This window comes from Pseudomonas sp. MDT2-39-1 (genome assembly GCF_054898085.1).
Genome location: NZ_CM142716.1, coordinates 2,214,935 through 2,231,882 on the forward strand (window position 1 = coordinate 2,214,935; position 16,948 = coordinate 2,231,882).

At 57.7% G+C, this 16,948-nt stretch carries 19 protein-coding genes; 11 read left to right on the forward strand and 8 right to left on the reverse strand.

Annotated features, from left to right (window positions below; genetic code table 11):
• Positions 1-225 precede the first annotated feature (225 nt).
• From pilB to yacG, 5 genes are read left to right on the forward strand one after another with little or no spacing between them, the layout of a single operon-like run.
• A complete protein-coding gene (pilB, locus tag ACYZTM_RS10690) occupies positions 226-1,926 on the forward strand; it encodes a type IV-A pilus assembly ATPase PilB (protein WP_461988559.1) in 1,701 nt (566 codons plus the stop codon).
• 2 nt (positions 1,927-1,928) lie between these two features.
• Positions 1,929-3,146: a type II secretion system F family protein gene (locus ACYZTM_RS10695; protein ID WP_131061764.1), complete on the forward strand. Its 1,218-nt coding sequence runs from the start codon at positions 1,929-1,931 to the stop codon at positions 3,144-3,146.
• Position 3,147: 1 nt separating this feature from the next.
• Positions 3,148-4,020 (forward strand): prepilin peptidase, encoded by an 873-nt coding sequence (locus ACYZTM_RS10700; protein ID WP_461988561.1) that lies wholly within the window; start codon positions 3,148-3,150, stop codon positions 4,018-4,020.
• Complete coding sequence (coaE, locus tag ACYZTM_RS10705) at positions 4,017-4,640, forward strand: dephospho-CoA kinase (protein ID WP_131061762.1); 624 nt, start codon at positions 4,017-4,019, stop codon at positions 4,638-4,640. The genes ACYZTM_RS10700 and coaE overlap by 4 nt, the downstream gene beginning before the upstream one ends.
• On the forward strand, positions 4,637-4,837 hold the full coding sequence (yacG, locus tag ACYZTM_RS10710) for a DNA gyrase inhibitor YacG (RefSeq protein ID WP_131061761.1): 201 nt from the start codon (positions 4,637-4,639) through the stop codon (positions 4,835-4,837). The genes coaE and yacG overlap by 4 nt, the downstream gene beginning before the upstream one ends.
• Before the next feature lie 3 nt (positions 4,838-4,840).
• Here yacG and ACYZTM_RS10715 read toward each other — a convergent pair whose 3' ends face one another.
• Positions 4,841-5,056: a hypothetical protein gene (locus ACYZTM_RS10715; RefSeq protein ID WP_131061760.1), complete on the reverse strand. Its 216-nt coding sequence runs from the start codon at positions 5,054-5,056 to the stop codon at positions 4,841-4,843.
• A gap of 63 nt (positions 5,057-5,119) precedes the next feature.
• The gene (locus ACYZTM_RS10720; protein ID WP_461989126.1) at positions 5,120-5,809 is read right to left on the reverse strand and encodes an energy-coupling factor ABC transporter permease; all 690 of its coding nucleotides are present in this window, start codon (positions 5,807-5,809) and stop codon (positions 5,120-5,122) included.
• Between the two features lie 433 nt (positions 5,810-6,242).
• On the opposite strand from ACYZTM_RS10720, the gene ACYZTM_RS10725 reads away from it, so the two are divergent.
• A complete protein-coding gene (locus ACYZTM_RS10725; protein ID WP_131061759.1) occupies positions 6,243-6,485 on the forward strand; it encodes a DUF2790 domain-containing protein in 243 nt (80 codons plus the stop codon).
• Between the two features lie 8 nt (positions 6,486-6,493).
• Here the strand turns inward: ACYZTM_RS10725 and ACYZTM_RS10730 are convergent, their stop codons facing one another.
• Genes ACYZTM_RS10730 through ACYZTM_RS10740 form a run of 3 tightly spaced genes read right to left on the reverse strand, consistent with a single transcriptional unit; the run spans position 6,494 to position 10,361 of the window.
• Positions 6,494-7,762 carry an OprD family porin gene (locus ACYZTM_RS10730; RefSeq protein WP_461988564.1) on the reverse strand — a complete coding sequence of 423 codons (1,269 nt, stop codon included), beginning with the start codon at positions 7,760-7,762 and terminating at the stop codon, positions 6,494-6,496.
• A 17-nt stretch (positions 7,763-7,779) separates the two neighbouring features.
• Positions 7,780-9,000 (reverse strand): benzoate/H(+) symporter BenE family transporter, encoded by a 1,221-nt coding sequence (locus tag ACYZTM_RS10735; protein ID WP_461988566.1) that lies wholly within the window; start codon positions 8,998-9,000, stop codon positions 7,780-7,782.
• On the reverse strand, positions 8,997-10,361 hold the full coding sequence (locus ACYZTM_RS10740) for an aromatic acid/H+ symport family MFS transporter (RefSeq protein WP_131061756.1): 1,365 nt from the start codon (positions 10,359-10,361) through the stop codon (positions 8,997-8,999). Before ACYZTM_RS10740 ends, ACYZTM_RS10735 begins: the two co-directional genes overlap by 4 nt.
• Positions 10,362-10,612: 251 nt before the next feature.
• On the opposite strand from ACYZTM_RS10740, the gene ACYZTM_RS10745 reads away from it, so the two are divergent.
• Genes ACYZTM_RS10745 through ACYZTM_RS10760 form a run of 4 tightly spaced genes read left to right on the forward strand, consistent with a single transcriptional unit; the run spans position 10,613 to position 13,348 of the window.
• Positions 10,613-11,239, forward strand: a complete 627-nt coding sequence (locus tag ACYZTM_RS10745; RefSeq protein WP_109634930.1) for a DUF1780 domain-containing protein — start codon at positions 10,613-10,615, stop codon at positions 11,237-11,239.
• A complete protein-coding gene (locus ACYZTM_RS10750; protein WP_131061755.1) occupies positions 11,236-11,763 on the forward strand; it encodes an MOSC domain-containing protein in 528 nt (175 codons plus the stop codon). The genes ACYZTM_RS10745 and ACYZTM_RS10750 overlap by 4 nt, the downstream gene beginning before the upstream one ends.
• Positions 11,764-11,815: 52 nt before the next feature.
• Positions 11,816-11,989, forward strand: a complete 174-nt coding sequence (locus ACYZTM_RS10755) for a DUF3094 domain-containing protein (protein WP_008028730.1) — start codon at positions 11,816-11,818, stop codon at positions 11,987-11,989.
• A gap of 60 nt (positions 11,990-12,049) precedes the next feature.
• Positions 12,050-13,348 (forward strand): NAD(P)/FAD-dependent oxidoreductase, encoded by a 1,299-nt coding sequence (locus tag ACYZTM_RS10760; RefSeq protein WP_461988569.1) that lies wholly within the window; start codon positions 12,050-12,052, stop codon positions 13,346-13,348.
• Between the two features lie 122 nt (positions 13,349-13,470).
• Here ACYZTM_RS10760 and ACYZTM_RS10765 read toward each other — a convergent pair whose 3' ends face one another.
• The 3 genes from ACYZTM_RS10765 to ACYZTM_RS10775 are packed head-to-tail and all read right to left on the reverse strand — an operon-like array spanning position 13,471 to position 16,204.
• Entirely contained in the window at positions 13,471-14,448 is a 978-nt protein-coding gene (locus ACYZTM_RS10765; protein ID WP_461988571.1) for a hypothetical protein, read from the reverse strand.
• A gap of 25 nt (positions 14,449-14,473) precedes the next feature.
• A complete protein-coding gene (locus ACYZTM_RS10770; RefSeq protein ID WP_461988573.1) occupies positions 14,474-15,547 on the reverse strand; it encodes a hypothetical protein in 1,074 nt (357 codons plus the stop codon).
• 27 nt (positions 15,548-15,574) lie between these two features.
• Positions 15,575-16,204 (reverse strand): hypothetical protein, encoded by a 630-nt coding sequence (locus ACYZTM_RS10775; RefSeq protein ID WP_461988575.1) that lies wholly within the window; start codon positions 16,202-16,204, stop codon positions 15,575-15,577.
• Positions 16,205-16,436: 232 nt separating this feature from the next.
• On the opposite strand from ACYZTM_RS10775, the gene ACYZTM_RS10780 reads away from it, so the two are divergent.
• Positions 16,437-16,922, forward strand: coding sequence for a hypothetical protein (locus ACYZTM_RS10780; protein WP_461988577.1), 486 nt, complete (start codon positions 16,437-16,439; stop codon positions 16,920-16,922).
• Positions 16,923-16,948 lie beyond the last annotated feature (26 nt).

Below are 16,948 nucleotides of genomic sequence, written 5' to 3' on the forward strand. Positions count from 1 at the left end.
AGACAGGCTCCATGCATGAGTCGAAATCTCATGATCTGAATGAGCTTCAGCACAGCCCGTGCCAAGCGCCCCACCCCCTGTTGGCCGGGCGCGAAGCCAAGGCACAGACCTTTCCTACCCCCCGGATCCGCACTATCTGACACTATTTGTCACCTGGCGGCCGCTGGTTTGGCTCAGCTCCTTGACTAGGCTATAAGTCATGAACTGTCTGCGTCCGGTATCCCAATGAATGACATCGCCCTTAGCGGTCTGGCCAAGCAATTGGTCCTGGCCGAACTGCTCACTGAACAAAGCGCGCTACAGGTGTATCAGCAAGCCCAACGCAGCAAAATCTCCCTGGTCAGTTACCTGGTGCAGAACAAACTGGTAAAGAGCCGACAGGTTGCCGAGATTGCCTCGGAGCATTTCGGCATGGCGCTGCTTGACCTCAATTGCCTGGACAAGGAAACCCAACCCCGAGGGCTGGTCAGCGAGAAACTGATTCGTCAGCACTACGCCCTGCCCCTCTGGCGACGCGGAAACAAGCTGTTCGTGGGCGTTTCCGACCCGACCAATCATCAAGCCATCAACGACATCCAGTTCAGCACCGGGCTGAGCACCGAAGCCATTCTGGTGGAGGACGATAAACTCAGCGATGCCATCGATAAATTCTTCGACAGCCAATCCACCGGCCTGGAAGACATGGCTGATGTTGACCTTGATGGGCTGGACATCGAGTCGGTCGATGACAACAAAAAGGACGCCATTGCCGGCCAGGATGCCGATGACGCGCCGGTGGTGCGCTTCGTCCACAAGATGTTGCTCGATGCGATCAAGAGCGGTTCCTCCGACCTGCATTTCGAGCCTTACGAAAAAACCTACCGGGTGCGGATGCGCACCGACGGCATGCTGCGCGAAGTCGCCAAGCCGCCGAGCCAACTGGCCAACCGCATTGCGGCGCGACTGAAAGTCATGGCCAGCCTCGACATCTCCGAGCGGCGCAAACCCCAGGACGGGCGGATCAAGATGCGCCTGTCCAAGACCAAGTCCATCGACTTCCGGGTCAACACCCTGCCGACCCTGTGGGGCGAGAAAGTGGTGATCCGGATCCTCGACCCGTCCAGCGCGCAAATGGGCATCGACGCCCTCGGCTACGAGCCTGAACAGAAAGCCTTGTACATGGCCGCACTGAAGCAGCCACAGGGCATGATCCTGGTCACCGGGCCGACCGGTTCGGGCAAGACCGTGTCGCTCTACACCGGGCTGAATATCCTCAACACCGTGGACATCAACATCTCCACCGCCGAAGACCCGGTGGAAATCAACATGGAAGGCATCAACCAGGTTAACGTCAATCCCAAGCAAGGGCTGGATTTCGCCCAGGCGTTGCGCTCGTTTTTGCGTCAGGACCCGGACGTGATCATGGTCGGTGAAATCCGCGACCTCGAAACCGCCGAGATCGCCATCAAGGCTGCCCAGACCGGGCACATGGTGCTTTCCACCCTGCACACCAACAGCGCCGCGCAAACCCTGACCCGCTTGCACAACATGGGCATTCAGGGCTTCAACATTGCGACGTCGGTCACCTTGATCATTGCCCAGCGCCTGGCGCGCAAACTGTGCAACCACTGCAAGACACCCATCGATATTCCCCGCGAAGCGCTGATCAAGGAAGGCTTCCCCGAGGAACGCATCGGTTCTTTCACAATCTATGAGCCGGTCGGTTGCGATCAGTGCAACGGCGGTTACAAAGGGCGACTGGGGATTTATGAAGTGGTGAAGAACACGCCGGACCTGCAGCGGCTGATCATGGCCGAAGGCAATTCACTGGAAATCGACATCCAGATGCGCAAAGACAATTTTAATGACTTGCGCACCTCGGGCTTGATCAAGGCCATGCAAGGCGTCACCAGCCTTGAAGAAATCAACCGGGTTACCAAGGACTGAACATGGCGGTCAAAGCAGCAAAAATCAGCGTCTACACCTGGGAAGGCACGGACAGGAAAGGCTCTGCAATGGCCGGCGAGTTGAGCGGACTCAACCCGGCGCTGATCAAGGCTCAATTGCGCAAGCAGGGGATCAACCCAGGCAAGGTGCGCAAGAAGTCCGTGTCGATTTTCAGCTTCGGCAAACGCATCAAAACTCAGGAAATTGCCCTGTTTACCCGGCAGATGGCGACCATGATGAAAGCCGGTGTGCCACTGCTACAGTCGTTCGACATCATCGGCGAAGGCTTCGATAACCCGGCCATGCGCAAGCTGGTGGACGAGGTGAAACAGGAAGTCGCGGCGGGCAACAGCTTCGCCGCGTCCTTGCGCAAAAAGCCGCAGTATTTCGATGAGTTGTACTGCAACCTGGTGGACGCGGGTGAGCAGGCCGGCGCTCTGGACACCCTGCTCGAACGGGTGGCGACCTATAAGGAAAAGAGCGAAAGCCTCAAGGCCAAGATCAAGAAAGCCATGACTTACCCGTTGGCAGTGGTCTTCGTGGCGATCATTGTGACCGGGATTCTGCTGGTCAAGGTGGTGCCGCAGTTCGAGTCGGTGTTCAAGGGCTTTGGCGCCGAATTGCCGGCCTTCACCGTGATGGTCATCGGCTTGTCGGAGTTCATGCAGGCATGGTGGTGGATGATGCTTGGCGTGTTGATCGCCGCCATCTTCGGCATGCGCCACGCCATCAAAACATCCCAGGCCTTTCGGGACCGGATGGACACCTGGCTGCTGAAGCTGCCGCTGATCGGCACGTTGATGTACAAGTCTGCCGTGGCCCGTTACGCCCGTACCCTGTCGACCACGTTCGCCGCCGGCGTGCCACTGGTCGAGGCCCTGGAATCGGTGGCTGGCGCAACCGGCAACATCGTGTTCAAGCGTGCGGTGCTGCGCATCAAGCAGGACGTGTCGACCGGTATGCAGCTGAACTTCTCAATGCGCACCTCCGGCATCTTTCCCAGCATGGCGATCCAGCTGACGGCCATTGGCGAAGAATCCGGTGCACTGGACGACATGCTCGATAAGGTCGCGAGCTTCTACGAGGATGAAGTGGACAATATGGTCGACAACCTCACCAGCCTGATGGAGCCGTTCATCATGGTGGTGCTGGGTGTTATTGTCGGTGGCCTCGTTGTTGCGATGTACCTGCCCATCTTCCAACTCGGCGCAGCGATCTGACATGCCCTTGAACGACATCCTGACCCTCTATCCGCTGGTCTTCGTGGTCATCGCATTGGCGCTCGGCCTGCTGATGGGCAGTTTTCTCAACGTGGTGGTCTGGCGCCTGCCGAAAATGCTCCACCGCGAATGGCGGCTGCAAGCCCATGACGTATTGGGCGTACCGCCCGAAGCGCCGGGCCCGGCCTACAACCTGATGCTGCCTCATTCCCAGTGCCCGCATTGCGACCATCGAATCCGCGCCTGGGAAAACATTCCGCTGCTCAGCTATCTGTTTTTACGCGGTCGGTGCTCGAACTGCGCCGTGCCGATCAGCAAGCGCTATCCGCTGACCGAACTGGCCTGTGGTCTGCTCTCGGCGTTTATCGCCTGGCATTTCGGTTTCGGCTGGCAAGCCTGCATGGTGCTGGTGCTGACCTGGGGTTTGCTGGCGATGAGTCTGATCGACGCCGAGCACCAGCTGCTGCCGGATGTGCTGGTGCTGCCGCTGCTGTGGCTGGGGTTGATCGTCAACAGTTTCGGGCTGTTCGTGTCATTGCATGACGCACTGTGGGGCGCGGTGGCCGGTTACATGACGTTGTGGTCAGTGTTCTGGCTGTTCAAGCTGCTCACCGGCAAGGACGGCATCGGCCACGGCGATTTCAAGCTGCTGGCCATGCTCGGGGCCTGGGGCGGCTGGCAGATGTTGCCGCTGACCCTCCTCTTGTCATCGCTCGTGGGGGCCATCATCGGGGTGATTTTGCTGCGCCTGCGCAACGCAAAAACCTCGACACCGATCCCCTTTGGACCCTTTCTGGCGATTGCCGGCTGGATTGCCTTGCTCTGGGGTGGTCAAATAACCGGCTTCTATTGGCAGTTTGTCGGTTTGAAATGAATACCCCTGTGGAAAAACCCTGGATTCTCGGCCTGACCGGCGGCATCGGCAGCGGCAAAAGCGCGGCGGCCCAGCACTTCATCGACCTGGGTGTGCACGCAGTGGACGCCGATCATGCGGCGCGCTGGGTGGTGGAACCGGGTCGCCCGGCACTGGCAACGATCGCCGAACATTTCGGCCCCGGCGTGCTGCAAGCCGACGGGCAACTGGATCGCGCAGCGCTACGCAAGCTGATCTTCGAAGTGCCGGAGGAACGCCGCTGGCTCGAAGCGTTGCTGCATCCGCTGATCGCCAAGGAAATCACCGATCATCTGGCCAAGGCACAATCGCCTTACGCGATTCTGGTTTCGCCGCTGTTGATCGAGTCCGGGCAGTACGCCATGACCCAACGGGTCCTGGTGATCGATGCCCCGGAACAGCTACAGATCGAACGCACCTTGCAGCGTGACCAAACCAGCGAGCAACAGGTCCAGGCGATCCTCAAGGCGCAATCCAGCCGCCAGGACCGTGTGAGCCACGCCGACGATGTGGTGGTCAACGACCGCGACCTCGCCTGGCTGCACAGCGAGGTCGAACGCCTGCATCACTTTTACCTTACTTTGCGTGGAGGCCAGTCATGAGCCAAACCCCAACCGTCGAATGCCCAACTTGCGGCGCCCCTGTTGAATGGAGCGCCGAGAGCACGTTCCGGCCATTCTGTTCGGACCGTTGCAAACTCATTGACCTGGGCGCCTGGGCGTCGGAAGAACACAAGATCCCGGTCAGCCCGGATGCCGAAGACGACCTGTTCAGCGAAGACTTCGAACCGCGCCACTGACCCTCAGGGCCGCATAAAGCCGTAGTCCTGGCCTTCATCGAGGTTTTCCGCAAGAAAACGCAACTCGTCGGCCAGGTCTTCGGCACTGCGCACGGCCTTGCTCTGCTGCACCACTGCACTGAGCAAGGCGCGCAAGCTCAATCCCGGATCAAACCCCACTTCCTGCGCGCCATCCAGACTCTGACGCAACTCCTGCCTTGCCCATTCGTAGACACTCATCTCGATGCTCCTGAAGGTTTTGCGGAGCATGGATTCGTGAGCGGCTTTTGCATTTGACGTGGATCAAGAGTTGGGATCGTCGTCTTTCCAGGGCGCTGAAAGGTAGCGTGTGCGATTAAAGGTCTCCAGCCATTCCGGACTGAACACCACCAGCGCGCTGACAATCATTCCGTTGATGAAAGCCTCCGGAAAAATGATCAGCCACAGATAACCGACAAAATCCTCAAGCCAATAGGGCATGGCAAAACGTTCGTCAAACCAGAGCAACGTCAGCGCCAACACCAGGCACAACAACGCCGAGAGGGCTGCGGCAAAGAAACCGGAAACAAAGATGTACACGAAGGGATTACGCGGCTGCGCTCGCTCCACCAGGATCGCGCAGCACTCGGTGACCAGCACCGGCAGCAGAATGAACAGCGCGCCGTTGACCCCCATCGCCAGCAGATCCTGGCGCCCGAGCGCTACCAATCCCGCTTGCGCGACCAGCCCGCCGACAATTGCCAGCGGCCAGTCGAGCAACAGGGTCACGGCGGTCATGCCGATAAAGTGGTAGGACACGCCGGTATCGAAGTCGCGTCGCACCAGCCAGAGCATGAACAGCGCGAACACCGTGCCGAACAGCAGATGCTGGCGGCGCCTGTCGCTGAACAGTTCGACCCACGGTGCTCGCGCAACCGCCCAGATCAGCACCGGGACGTAGATCAACCAGCCCGCCGTGAGGGTTTCAGGTGACAGTAACTCGGCGCCGATCATGGTGAGGCGCACTCCTTTGTCTTGGTCGAAAGAGGACAAGTTCTCAGTCTACACCGGGCTTTGGATGCGCTTCGACTTCGGGGGGGGCTCCCTGGTTGGGTACATATCCATTTCTGCGGTAACGGCTGCTGGCGGTAAAGTAACCAAAGCGCTTCTGCCCCTCCATTCGGTGCCTCGCCTAGGCTCAGGGCCGAACGAAAGGGGCAAGAGCCCTTGGTTACTTGGGGTTGGGCGGCATTCCGTATTTCCAAGTGACCCGCCGTCAGGGCGGAACCCTAAGCGGCCGTTACCGCTGAAACGGATATGCCCCCCGATCAAAAAGAGGCGGCGATTGCTACGTTTTTCGTAAGGCTGAATCAGGAGCTGGCCCCTTTATCGGTCGCGGGCAAAGACTAAACTTCAAAACATCAGAATCAACACCGAGCCCACAAAAATGAGAACCTTGATCAGCCTGTTTCTGACCGTTGTCGCCACCTCGGCCATGGCCGCCGACAACGAGCCAGCGGCCACCCGCTACAACCCGGCACAGCCGCTGGACATCGCCGAAGTGGTTTCAGTGACAGACACCGCCACCGCCTGCGACGTCGTGCCAGCGACCATGGTCTACATCGATCATCAGGGCCAGACTCACCGCGTGACGTATCAAGTGATGGGTAACTGCGTCAGCAGCCTGTGATCTGCACTTCATAGCAGCGTCCACGTATAGCTGAGGATCAGACGGTTCTCGTCGATATCGCTGCGGTAGTTGGAGCGCGCCATCACGTTGCGCACGCGAATCCCGAGGCCTTTGAGGCTGCCACTCTGCAGCACATAGCCGAGATCGAGATCACGCTCGCGGTCCTTGCCCTCGAACCCTTGGCCGGTGTCGACATTGCTCCCGCTGATGTAGCGCACGGTGCTGGTCAGCCCCGGCACGCCGAGTGCCGCGAAATCGTAGTCGTAACGCGCCTGCCAGGAGCGCTCATCGGTGTAAGCGAACTCGTAGGTCGGCACTTCGTTGCCCAGCGGTGAGATGTTGGCAAACACTCGCGGGAAGGCGCTGTCGCCGAACATGCCCTGATAGCCGACATAAAACGTGTGGCCGCCGCGCTTGGCCGACAGCAAGGAGAAGAACGCCTGATTGTCGATGTTGCCGAGCAATTTTTTGCCGTCTTCGCGCGAATCGTAATAACCAAGGTTGGCGCCCAGGGTCCAGTTGCCCAACGGCTGGCTGTGCTTGAGGCCGAGAAAGCGTTGGTTGTAGATATCTTCCAGTTGCCCGAACCAGGCGCTGACCGAGCTGCGTTTAGCGTTGAACGCGTAATCGGCGCCGGCAAAGTTGAAGCCATCACTGCTGACCTGACGCTGCGGCACATGACCGAGCATCGCTTGCATCTTTTCGTCGCCGGCCTCGTTGCGCAGGCTGGTCGAACTCAAGTGACCGCCCTGCACCGTCAGGCCATTGATCTCGTTCGAGCTGACGCTTGCGCCCTGATAGCTGGGCGGCAGCAGCCGGATATCGCTGAAGGCCAACACCGGCAGATTGGGTTGCAGCTCACCCACCTTCAGCTCGGTTTTGGAGTAACGCACCTTCAACGCGCCCTCCAGTCGGCTGTAATCATTCGCCGCGCGCCCGTCATCCTGCACCGGCAGCAAACCGGTATTGACCCGGTCCGGGCTGCTGTCGAGTTTGAGGCCGAGCAGGCCAATGACATCCACACCAAAACCGACGGGGCCTTGGGTATAACCGGATTTGACGTTGAGGATGAAGCCCTGCGCCCACTCTTCGGCCTTCGATTGTTGGTTGGCCCCGACGATGTCGGAGAAGTCCCGGCCGAAGTAGTAATTGCGCGCTTGCAAAGTCGCCGTGGTGTCTTCGATGAAGCCACTCTCGGCCGCCATCGCACCGGCGGATAAACTCGAGACGACAGCCATGGACAACGCTGATCCGGTTGTTGGCAAAATATGTTTCATCGTTTTTTCTCTTGTTTTTATTGATCGACAGGTTGAAGGGCTTCAGCCACAGCGGATTCGCTGCGAGGAACGGGGCGACGGGCGTTTAACAACACATGCGTGACCATGCCCAAAATCAGCCCCCAAAAAGCGGCGGACAAACCCAACAACGACATGCCCGACGCGGTGGTCAGAAAGGTCACCAACGCGGCTTCGCGATCACTCGGCACGGCCATTGCGCCGGCCAATGACCCGGCAATCGCAGCGAACAGCGCCAGCCCGGCCAGGGCGGCAATCAGTTCTTTGGGGAACGCCGAAAACAGTGAAACCAGGGTGGCGCCGAAGATCCCCAGCACCAGGTAACACAGCCCGCCCACCACCCCGGCCACATGGCGTTTGGCGGGATCTTCATGGGCTTCGCGCCCGGTACAAATCGCCGCGGTGATTGCCGCCAGATTCAGCCCGTGACAACCGAACGGTGCCAACAGCGCCGTGCCCAACGCACTGCTGGCGATGATCGGGCTGGCCGGCGTTTGATATCCGCTGGCACGCAGCACCGCCATGCCGGGAACAAACTGGCCGGTCAGCGCCACCATCACCAGCGGCAAGGCGATGTTCAGTGTCGCGCTCAAGCTGAACACGGGTGTGATCCACACCGGCGTGGCCAAGCCGATCACCAGCGCTTCGCGGTGCAAATCACCGGTGAGAAAGGCGATGGAGCAGCCCACCAGCAACACCATCAGCACCGCATAACGCGGCATCAGCCGCTTGCAGATCAGGTACGTGGCGAACATCGCCAGCACCAGCAGCGGCTTGCCCTGCAACGAGACGAATAACCCGGTGCCGAAGCTGAACAGAATTCCCGCCAGCATCGCCGCCGCAATGGCCGCGGGCAGTTTGCTGATGATCCGGTCAAAGGCCCCCGATACCCCGATCAGAAAGATAATCAGGCTGCTGACCAGATAAGCACCCACCGCCTCCGGCATGGAGATTCCCGGCAACAGCGCCACCAGCAACGCCGAACCCGGCGCAGACCACGCGATGATCACCGGGACGCGGTAACGCAGGCTCAGACCGATGCCGAGCACAGCGCTGCCGATGGAGATCGCCCAGACCCAGGACGACAACACCTCCCGCGAGAGGTGCGCGGTCTCGGCGGCCTGAAAGATGATTACCAATGGGCCTGCGTAGGAAATCACCGTGGCGATAAATCCGGCGACTGCCGCAGACAGGGAAAAGTCCTGGAATAACGTTTTCATGAAATGTCGCCGACAGCCCCGCCAGGCGATCCGTGCAAGCCCGGTAATTTATGTTTTGCACTGCGCCGACTGCTGATGGCGAACACGGTCATGGCAATCGCGGCCACCGCACCGGGCAAGGCAAACGCCATGAAATTAAGTTGCAGCGGCAGGCTGATCCCCAGCAACGCACCACCCAGCAGCGGACCGACAATGGCGCCGTTGCGCCCGATGCCCGACGCCCAGCCCAAACCGGTGGAGCGAATGGTCATGGAGTAGAACTGCGCGGCGCAGGCGTACAACAGGATCTGCGAGCCGATGGTGGTGGCCCCGGCAATGGCGATCAGCAGGTACAACAGCGGCATCGGGCTGTTGAACCCCAGCAAGGTGATCGATACGGCGGCACCGGCGAAGAACACCGCCAACACCCGCGGCAGATTGAGTTTGTCCCCCAGCACACCGCCGCCGACTGCGCCGAAAATGGCACCGAAGTTGAGCACCAGCAGGAACGACAAACTCGAGCCCAGGCTGTAACCGGCGTTGGCCATCAGTTTTGGCAGCCAGGAACTCAAGGCGTAGACCATCAGCAGGCAGCAGAAGAACGCCAGCCACAGCATCAGCGTGCGCAGCGCACGCCCCTCGCGGAACAGTTGCAGCACCGGGGTGCCAGTGCCCTTCACTTCGCTCATGTGCAACTGATCGCTGGCGTGTGCGACGTAAGCCGGATCAATCCGTTCCAGAATGTTGCGCGCCTCTTCATTGCGTCCCTGACGCAGCATGAAACCCACCGACTCGGGCAGGAAGTACATGATCAACGGCAACAACAGCAACGGCAGCACCGCCACATAAAACACCGATTGCCAGCCAAAACTCGGGATCAGCACGATACCGAGCCCCGCCGAGAGCATGCCGCCCACCGAGTAGCCGCTGAACATGATCGCCACCAGCGTGCTGCGGATTTTCTTCGGTGCGTACTCGTTCATCAGCGCCACGACATTAGGCATCACCCCGCCAATGCCAAGACCGGCAATGAACCGGCAGAGGCCAAACTCGGTGGGGTTACGGGCAAAACCATTGAGCACGGTGAAACCGCTGAACAGCATCACGCAGATCGTGATGGCTTTTTTGCGGCCGATCTTGTCCGACAACGGACCGAAAAACAGCGCCCCGAACATCATGCCGAACAGTGCATAACTGCCCAGTGCGCCCGCTTGCAAGGGACTGAGCCCCCACTCTTTCATCAGCATCGGCAACACCACGCCGTAGATCACCAAATCGTAACCGTCGAAGATGATGATCAGGGCACACCAGAACAGCACCCTCCAGTGAAAGCGGTTGAATCGTGCGTTGTCGATAACCTCATGTACGTCAATCTTGCGCATGGCATTTATCTCTTGTTGTTGTTTTTCTAGAACGTCGGTAATGCGGCGAACGTCCGTACAGCCGAGGGTAGAGGCGCCAGGCACGGGGCAATATCCGCTTTGCGCAGATCGCTATCCGTTTTGTGCGTTGCCCTGAACCGGGCGAGGGATGAGGATTGTCGCGGTGATAACGCGCCGCAGATCCGGCAGATCTGACCTTCTCCGATAAACTGACTTCTTTGCGATCGCATTTGAACGCTAAGCTTGGGCCTATGGATGACTCAGATTATTTACGCCTGCTGACCATCGCGGCCGAGCAAGCCAACGCGTTCCTGTCCAATGCCCGCAAATGGGAGCGTGAGCGTTGGGTCTGCCAGCGCCTGCTGCAAGGCCTGAACATTCCCTATCGCGCCGACGAATTCGCCCCCGCCGGGGAACCGCCGGACGTGCTGTTTCGGGACGCCAGTTTCGAGGTGTTCTTCGTCCTCGACGAAGGCCGGCGCCTCAACGACGAATGGCGCGATGAGCTGCAACGCCGGCGCAGCGCGTTTTCCCTGAGCCAGCTCGTGCGTCGCGAGGCCAAGCCCCGGCGCATTCCGGCCAATGAGTTTCTGCTGAGACTGGCGCCGACCTTGCGCAAAAAAGCCCACAACTACAAAGAACGCGGCATGGACCTGGGGGAGCTGGACATCATCGCCTTCGCCAGCCTCAAGCGCGAAGTGCTGGACCTCAACAGCCATTTCCCACCGCCGACCGAATACCTGCGCCAGGGCTGGCGTTCGCTGTCGCTGGTCGGCCCGACGTTCGCCCGTGTGCTGTTCGCCCACCCGGACGCCCCGGATTTCCTGCGCAATAACCTCGGCCGCAGCATCGTCTTCGACGTCGGGATCAGCCTGTGAGCCCGTTGCAAGAATTAATCGCCGAAGTTCCGCAAATGGGCCGCGTGCGCTGGATCGGCGTGCGCCCGGAACCTCACGTGCCGATGATCGAACTTGACGCCGTGGAGGCGCGACTTGAAGCCGGCCTGACCGGCGATCGAGCCCGCCCCGGTGTACGTAATGCGCGGCAGGTGACGTTGATTCAGTGGGAGCATCTGGCGGTGATCAGTTCACTGATGGGCCGTGCCGACGACAAACCGGTCTTGCCTAATGATTTGCGGCGCAACCTCGTTATCAGCGGTATCAACCTGTTCAGCCTCAAGGGTCGTCGTTTCCGCATCGGCCAGGCGATTTTCGAAACCACCGGCTGGTGCCAGCCGTGCGCACGCCTTCAGAAGAACCTCGGCGCCGGGACGTTTCAGGCCGTTCGCGGACATGGCGGAATCACTGCACGAGTGTTACAAGGTGGAATCATTCGCCTGGACGATCCGGTGAGCGTCGAGCCTGTTCCAGCCAGCGGCTATGCTCCGTTCAACGTTCGTTAAATCAGCCTGTAGCTTCTACACATTCAGCAACGTCTACCTGACGAGGCCCAATATGACCAGCCGCCTGAACCCCGACGACCAGAAGCATGTCGAAGAGTACCTGCACCTGTCCCAGCACCGAGTCGAGCGCCGGCCTTTCCGGCCGTGGATGCTCCTGGTGGTGGTGTTGGCAGTGACCATTGGTTTAGGCCTGTTGAGCCGCTTTATCAGTTACCTGACGCTATGAGCTGCATCGCGCTCGCTCGGGTAATTGCACCGATTTCTTTTAGCCTTGCGAGATATCCCTATGACTCATCGTATTGTCATCGTTGGCGGCGGCGCCGGCGGTCTGGAGTTGGCTACCCGTCTGGGTAAGACTCTGGGCAAACGTGGCACAGCCAGTGTGATGCTGGTCGACGCGAACCTGACCCATATCTGGAAGCCGTTGTTGCACGAAGTGGCGGCCGGGTCGCTGAACTCTTCCGAAGACGAACTCAATTATGTTGCCCAGGCGAAATGGAACCACTTCGAGTTCCAGCTGGGGCGCATGAGCGGGCTCGATCGCACACAGAAGAAAATCCAGCTGGCCGCCACCTACGACGAAGCCGGACTGGAACTGGTCCCGGCGCGTGAAGTGGCTTACGACTCGCTGGTGATTGCCGTCGGCAGCACCACCAATGATTTCGGCACTCAAGGCGCGGCGCAGCATTGCCTGTTCCTCGACACGCGCAAGCAGGCTGAGCGTTTCCATCAGCAACTGCTCAATCACTACCTGCGCGCCCATGCCGGACAGACCGACAAAGTCGAGCAGATCAGCGTCGCCATCGTTGGCGCGGGTGCCACCGGGGTTGAGCTGGCCGCAGAGCTGCACAACGCCGCACACGAGCTGGCGGCCTATGGTCTTGACCGGATCAAACCGGAGAACATGCACATCACCCTGATCGAAGCCGGACCACGGGTGCTGCCAGCCCTGCCGGAACGCATCGGCGGGCCTGTGCATAAAACCCTGGAGAAACTCGGGGTCAATGTGATGACCAATGCAGCGGTCAGCGAAGTGACCGCCGACAGCTTGATCACCGCCGACGGCAAAGTGATCAACGCGAGCCTGAAAGTCTGGGCCGCCGGCATTCGTGCACCGGGTTTCCTCAAGGACATCGATGGCCTGGAAACCAACCGCATCAACCAGCTGCAAGTGCTGCCGACCCTGCAAACCACCCGCGACGAGAACATCTTCGCCTTCGGTGACTGCGCGGCCTGCCCGCAACCGGGCACCGATCGCAACGTACCGCCGCGTGCGCAGGCGGCGCATCAGCAGGCTTCATTGCTGGCCAAATCGCTGAAACTGCGGATCGAAGGCAAGACCTTGCCGGAGTACAAATACACCGACTACGGCTCGCTGATCTCGCTGTCGCGTTTTTCGGCTGTGGGTAACTTGATGGGCAACCTGACGGGTAGCGTGATGCTTGAGGGCTGGCTGGCGCGGATGTTTTACGTGTCGCTGTATCGCATGCACCAGGTGGCGCTGTATGGCGCGTTTCGCACGGCGATGCTGATGCTGGGCAGCAAGATCGGGCGCGGGACTGAGCCGCGGTTGAAGCTGCACTAACATCCCATCCCCTGTGGGAGCTAGCCTGCTCGCGAAGAGACCATAGCATTCAACATCAGTGTTGACTGTTAGACCGCTTTCGCGAGCGGTCTAGCCCCCACAGTTCTCTTGGCTGTACAGACTCAAAACAGCACCAATTCATGACGCCCCTGAGCTGATGAATCCTTGAACCGGATTCGTAACTGGTGAACATTGCCATAGACGTCAAAAGCAATTATTACACACGGGCCATTGTGATTAATCGCACTCTCACTGTTGTAAGGAATGGTGTTGTCACCCTGCAGCACCAGCAGGACGTAGCCAGTTTTCGGATTTTCCAACTGGGTGACCGGCCGAAAGACGCCACCTAACTGAATCGCGGTGTTGTATTGAACGGCTGTAGCACCCGGCACTGCGTAACCCACATGAGACGCCCGGGTTACAGTTGGAGCCTTGTCGTCCCACTGAATCATGCCTGCCCGCTCCATGCTGGCAGATTCAAACCCCACCACCGGTTGCTGCACATTGGCCCCAGCCAGCGCGTACAGCCAGGTGTAAATATCTGAATCACCATTACCCGCGATCAGCGTGCGCTCAAAGGTGTAATTGCCTGGTACCTGGTATTTCGGAATCTCGGCCGTGCGAACGTCGGCGGTCGAACTGAAACCTGACTCAGAACCGTCGGTAACGTAGTCATGCGTTTGCCCTTCTATATGTCGGGTAATACCGACATACAAGGTTTCCATGCTTGAACCGCTACCAGCGGTGTTACTGGCCATGACATAAAACTTTCGGGTGTACACCGACGTTACACCCTCTGACGAAGCGGTGTCCTTCGCCCCTGGATACTCGAGATAGGCGTTGCGTACAAGACTGAAGAACCACGGCGCCTTGTTATCGTCATTTAGAGGCAGAAACCGACCAAGGGCATCCCGCACCATGAGTTTTACACTGGCCAACTCCTCAGGTTTTACGATTTGACTCATCAGTGGCTCGACAACCACCGACACCTCCAACTGTTGACGTCCGTTCGGATACACCCGGTTCGAAGGAGAACTGACGGCGATAGTCAGTTTGGTCAACCAACTTGCGAGCGGCGGACTGGATTCGACAGTATTCATACAAACTCCTTTTGATAAGTCCTGATCAAACACCTGAAGGGTTTGACTGATCCGTCTCGCCCTGCGCCTTAGTACCTGCCCATTCAATGGCAAATTGGTAAACCCACGGATCGCGATGTGGTGTAACCGATTTCAGCGTGACTGCGAACCGAAACGGATTGCCGTACACATCCATGCCGTTGGTGTAATGACTGAGTTGTCGGGCCTGAAAAGATTCGGTTATCCGGGCGTACATTGCGACGGCTATCGCTATTGCACCCGAACGAGGCTGGCGAATCGTCGAAAGTGCCTGATTCAAAGACCGTCCCAACTGATTGGTGGAAGGTATATTTTTTTTCGCGACAGCACTTCCTGGATCACCGAACGCGGTCGCCTTGTTGTCGTGCAAGGAGGAATCGGCAGCGGAACTTGTGCTCGAGTGAATAGCGACAGGTACAGATGTCCCGGGATAGCGCAAACTGATATACAAGTTCTGAACTTTTGTAGTGAAGCCTTCGATCGCCCCGCTAAATACTTCCGCAGGTTCGGTCACCAAGAGCCCTCCATTGTAAGAGGCATACTGTGGCGGCTTGACCGACTTCAAACGAAAGCTGCTATTGAAACGTCCATTTTCACCCGACCCTCCATAGGGGACATCGCGCTGGTTACTGATGTATTCGACATTCGACAACTTGACCCGAGCTGCAAATTGAATCACCGAACCATCAGGAATATCCTGATAGCTGATATATCGTCGAAACTGTTGAGGACTGTCAGGTCGTTCTGCCGACAAAACGGGAGGACTGACTTCATATGCAGACGCGATCATCTGTTCCGGAAAAGGTAGAACCCCCTCCACCTGCGGTACATCACTAGTTACCCAACCATCGGGTGCCGAGGTGTAGGGAACAATGCTTACATTAAAATCATCGGGAAGAGAAACAACTTCACCGTTACTATTACGAGCCTGAAGGGTAATCAGCGCTACGCACTTTTGTACTGCATTGGCAAAAAGTCTGGCCTGAGCATCTTGCTGCCCCTGAAAAGGCTGCGCTTCAATCAGCAAATAACTCACTGTAACAGCGCTATTGATACTTGAAAGACTGGTTGAACTGATCATATCAAGCTCCGTATTTAGTGGCACCGATCAAACGTCAGGACCCACAACTTTGAACTCAAATACTTCACACCCGCCAAACTTCGCAACATTGGGTTCCTCACCTTCGGATATTTCGTCCTGCACCAGCGCCAACTGCTGCGTACCCAAAGGTAAAGGTATGTCAGGATTTATTAACCAGGTCCCCGTTTCCGATACGATATCGAAACCGAATACTTCAGAGCGGTCCTCCGAAGTGAGCCGGATTTCCTTCCCACGATAGCCGCCCTTTCCTTCAAAAACCTGATCGACTGCTATCGTGGCGCCCGGAGGGGGTGTAACAGGCTGCGGAAATCCATGCATCCAGACTTTTCGCAGTGGTCTGGTTTTATGTACACAGAAATCACCTTTGTCGTCACCCCAAAGTAATACTCTGAACTCTACATACTGGTTTGTCGCAAAATCCTGATTAACGTGCAAGGTGAACTGTCCCCAACCGCCCATGTGCATCTGTCCACTAATGTCCTTTGTTTCATCCTTGTTTCTGAGGCGTACACGATATCTGGCTTGCCCCCCACCGGTAACAACAAACCGTTGCAGAACTGTTTGGTTTTCCACTGGAGTAGAAATATACGGAGCACTTATGTTACTTGGACATGCTGGATCACGTTCACTCATCATGGCACCTCATCAATACTTGGAATCAAAATTTATGCCTGACTCACCCTACGCCAACACGGTGCACGGGCACACCTGTAAGAAATAACAGTTCCGACGAACGGCAAACACTAACGATCAACATGTTTCTTGACAGCCACCAATACGGCACTAACCTCTCAAAAAAAGAAGCCTCCTTACATTCACATGCACCACGCCACCGCACTTAAAAAAGTCACAGCCTGGAGAAACCGGCATGAAAAAATTCACAATTTATACGTGTAGCGCCTTGATCTCATTACTCTTATATGGCTGCAACTCCACCCGAAACAACACCGTGAATCTACCCACTATTTCCTCATACGGAAAAAATGGTCTAATCGAACTTAATTGCAAACTGCCACTAACCGCCGGAATTCACCCCTTCGAAAAAACCAACGTTTGCAAAAAAAACTTTAACCATAACTTTGTCATTGAAAACCCTAGAGAAGGAATAACCTTCACTTTTTTCGCCCAGGAAAATTGCAACCCGAACGCCGAGGATCAAGGTGATAAAGGATTTATAAAGTATGAAATATTTGATCCGATCCCAGGCAAGCCAACGGAAATGACATCGATAGATATAGGGCGAAATTCCCCGCCGGGAACAGAGGTGGTGGTAGGTGTTCGAGTCGTAAATGCTCCGACCAGCCTGCCACCTGTTTCTGGAAGAAATCGCTGCATTTCTGTTGAAGTTCGTTAGGCGACGTACGGGAAGAAACGAGCCCC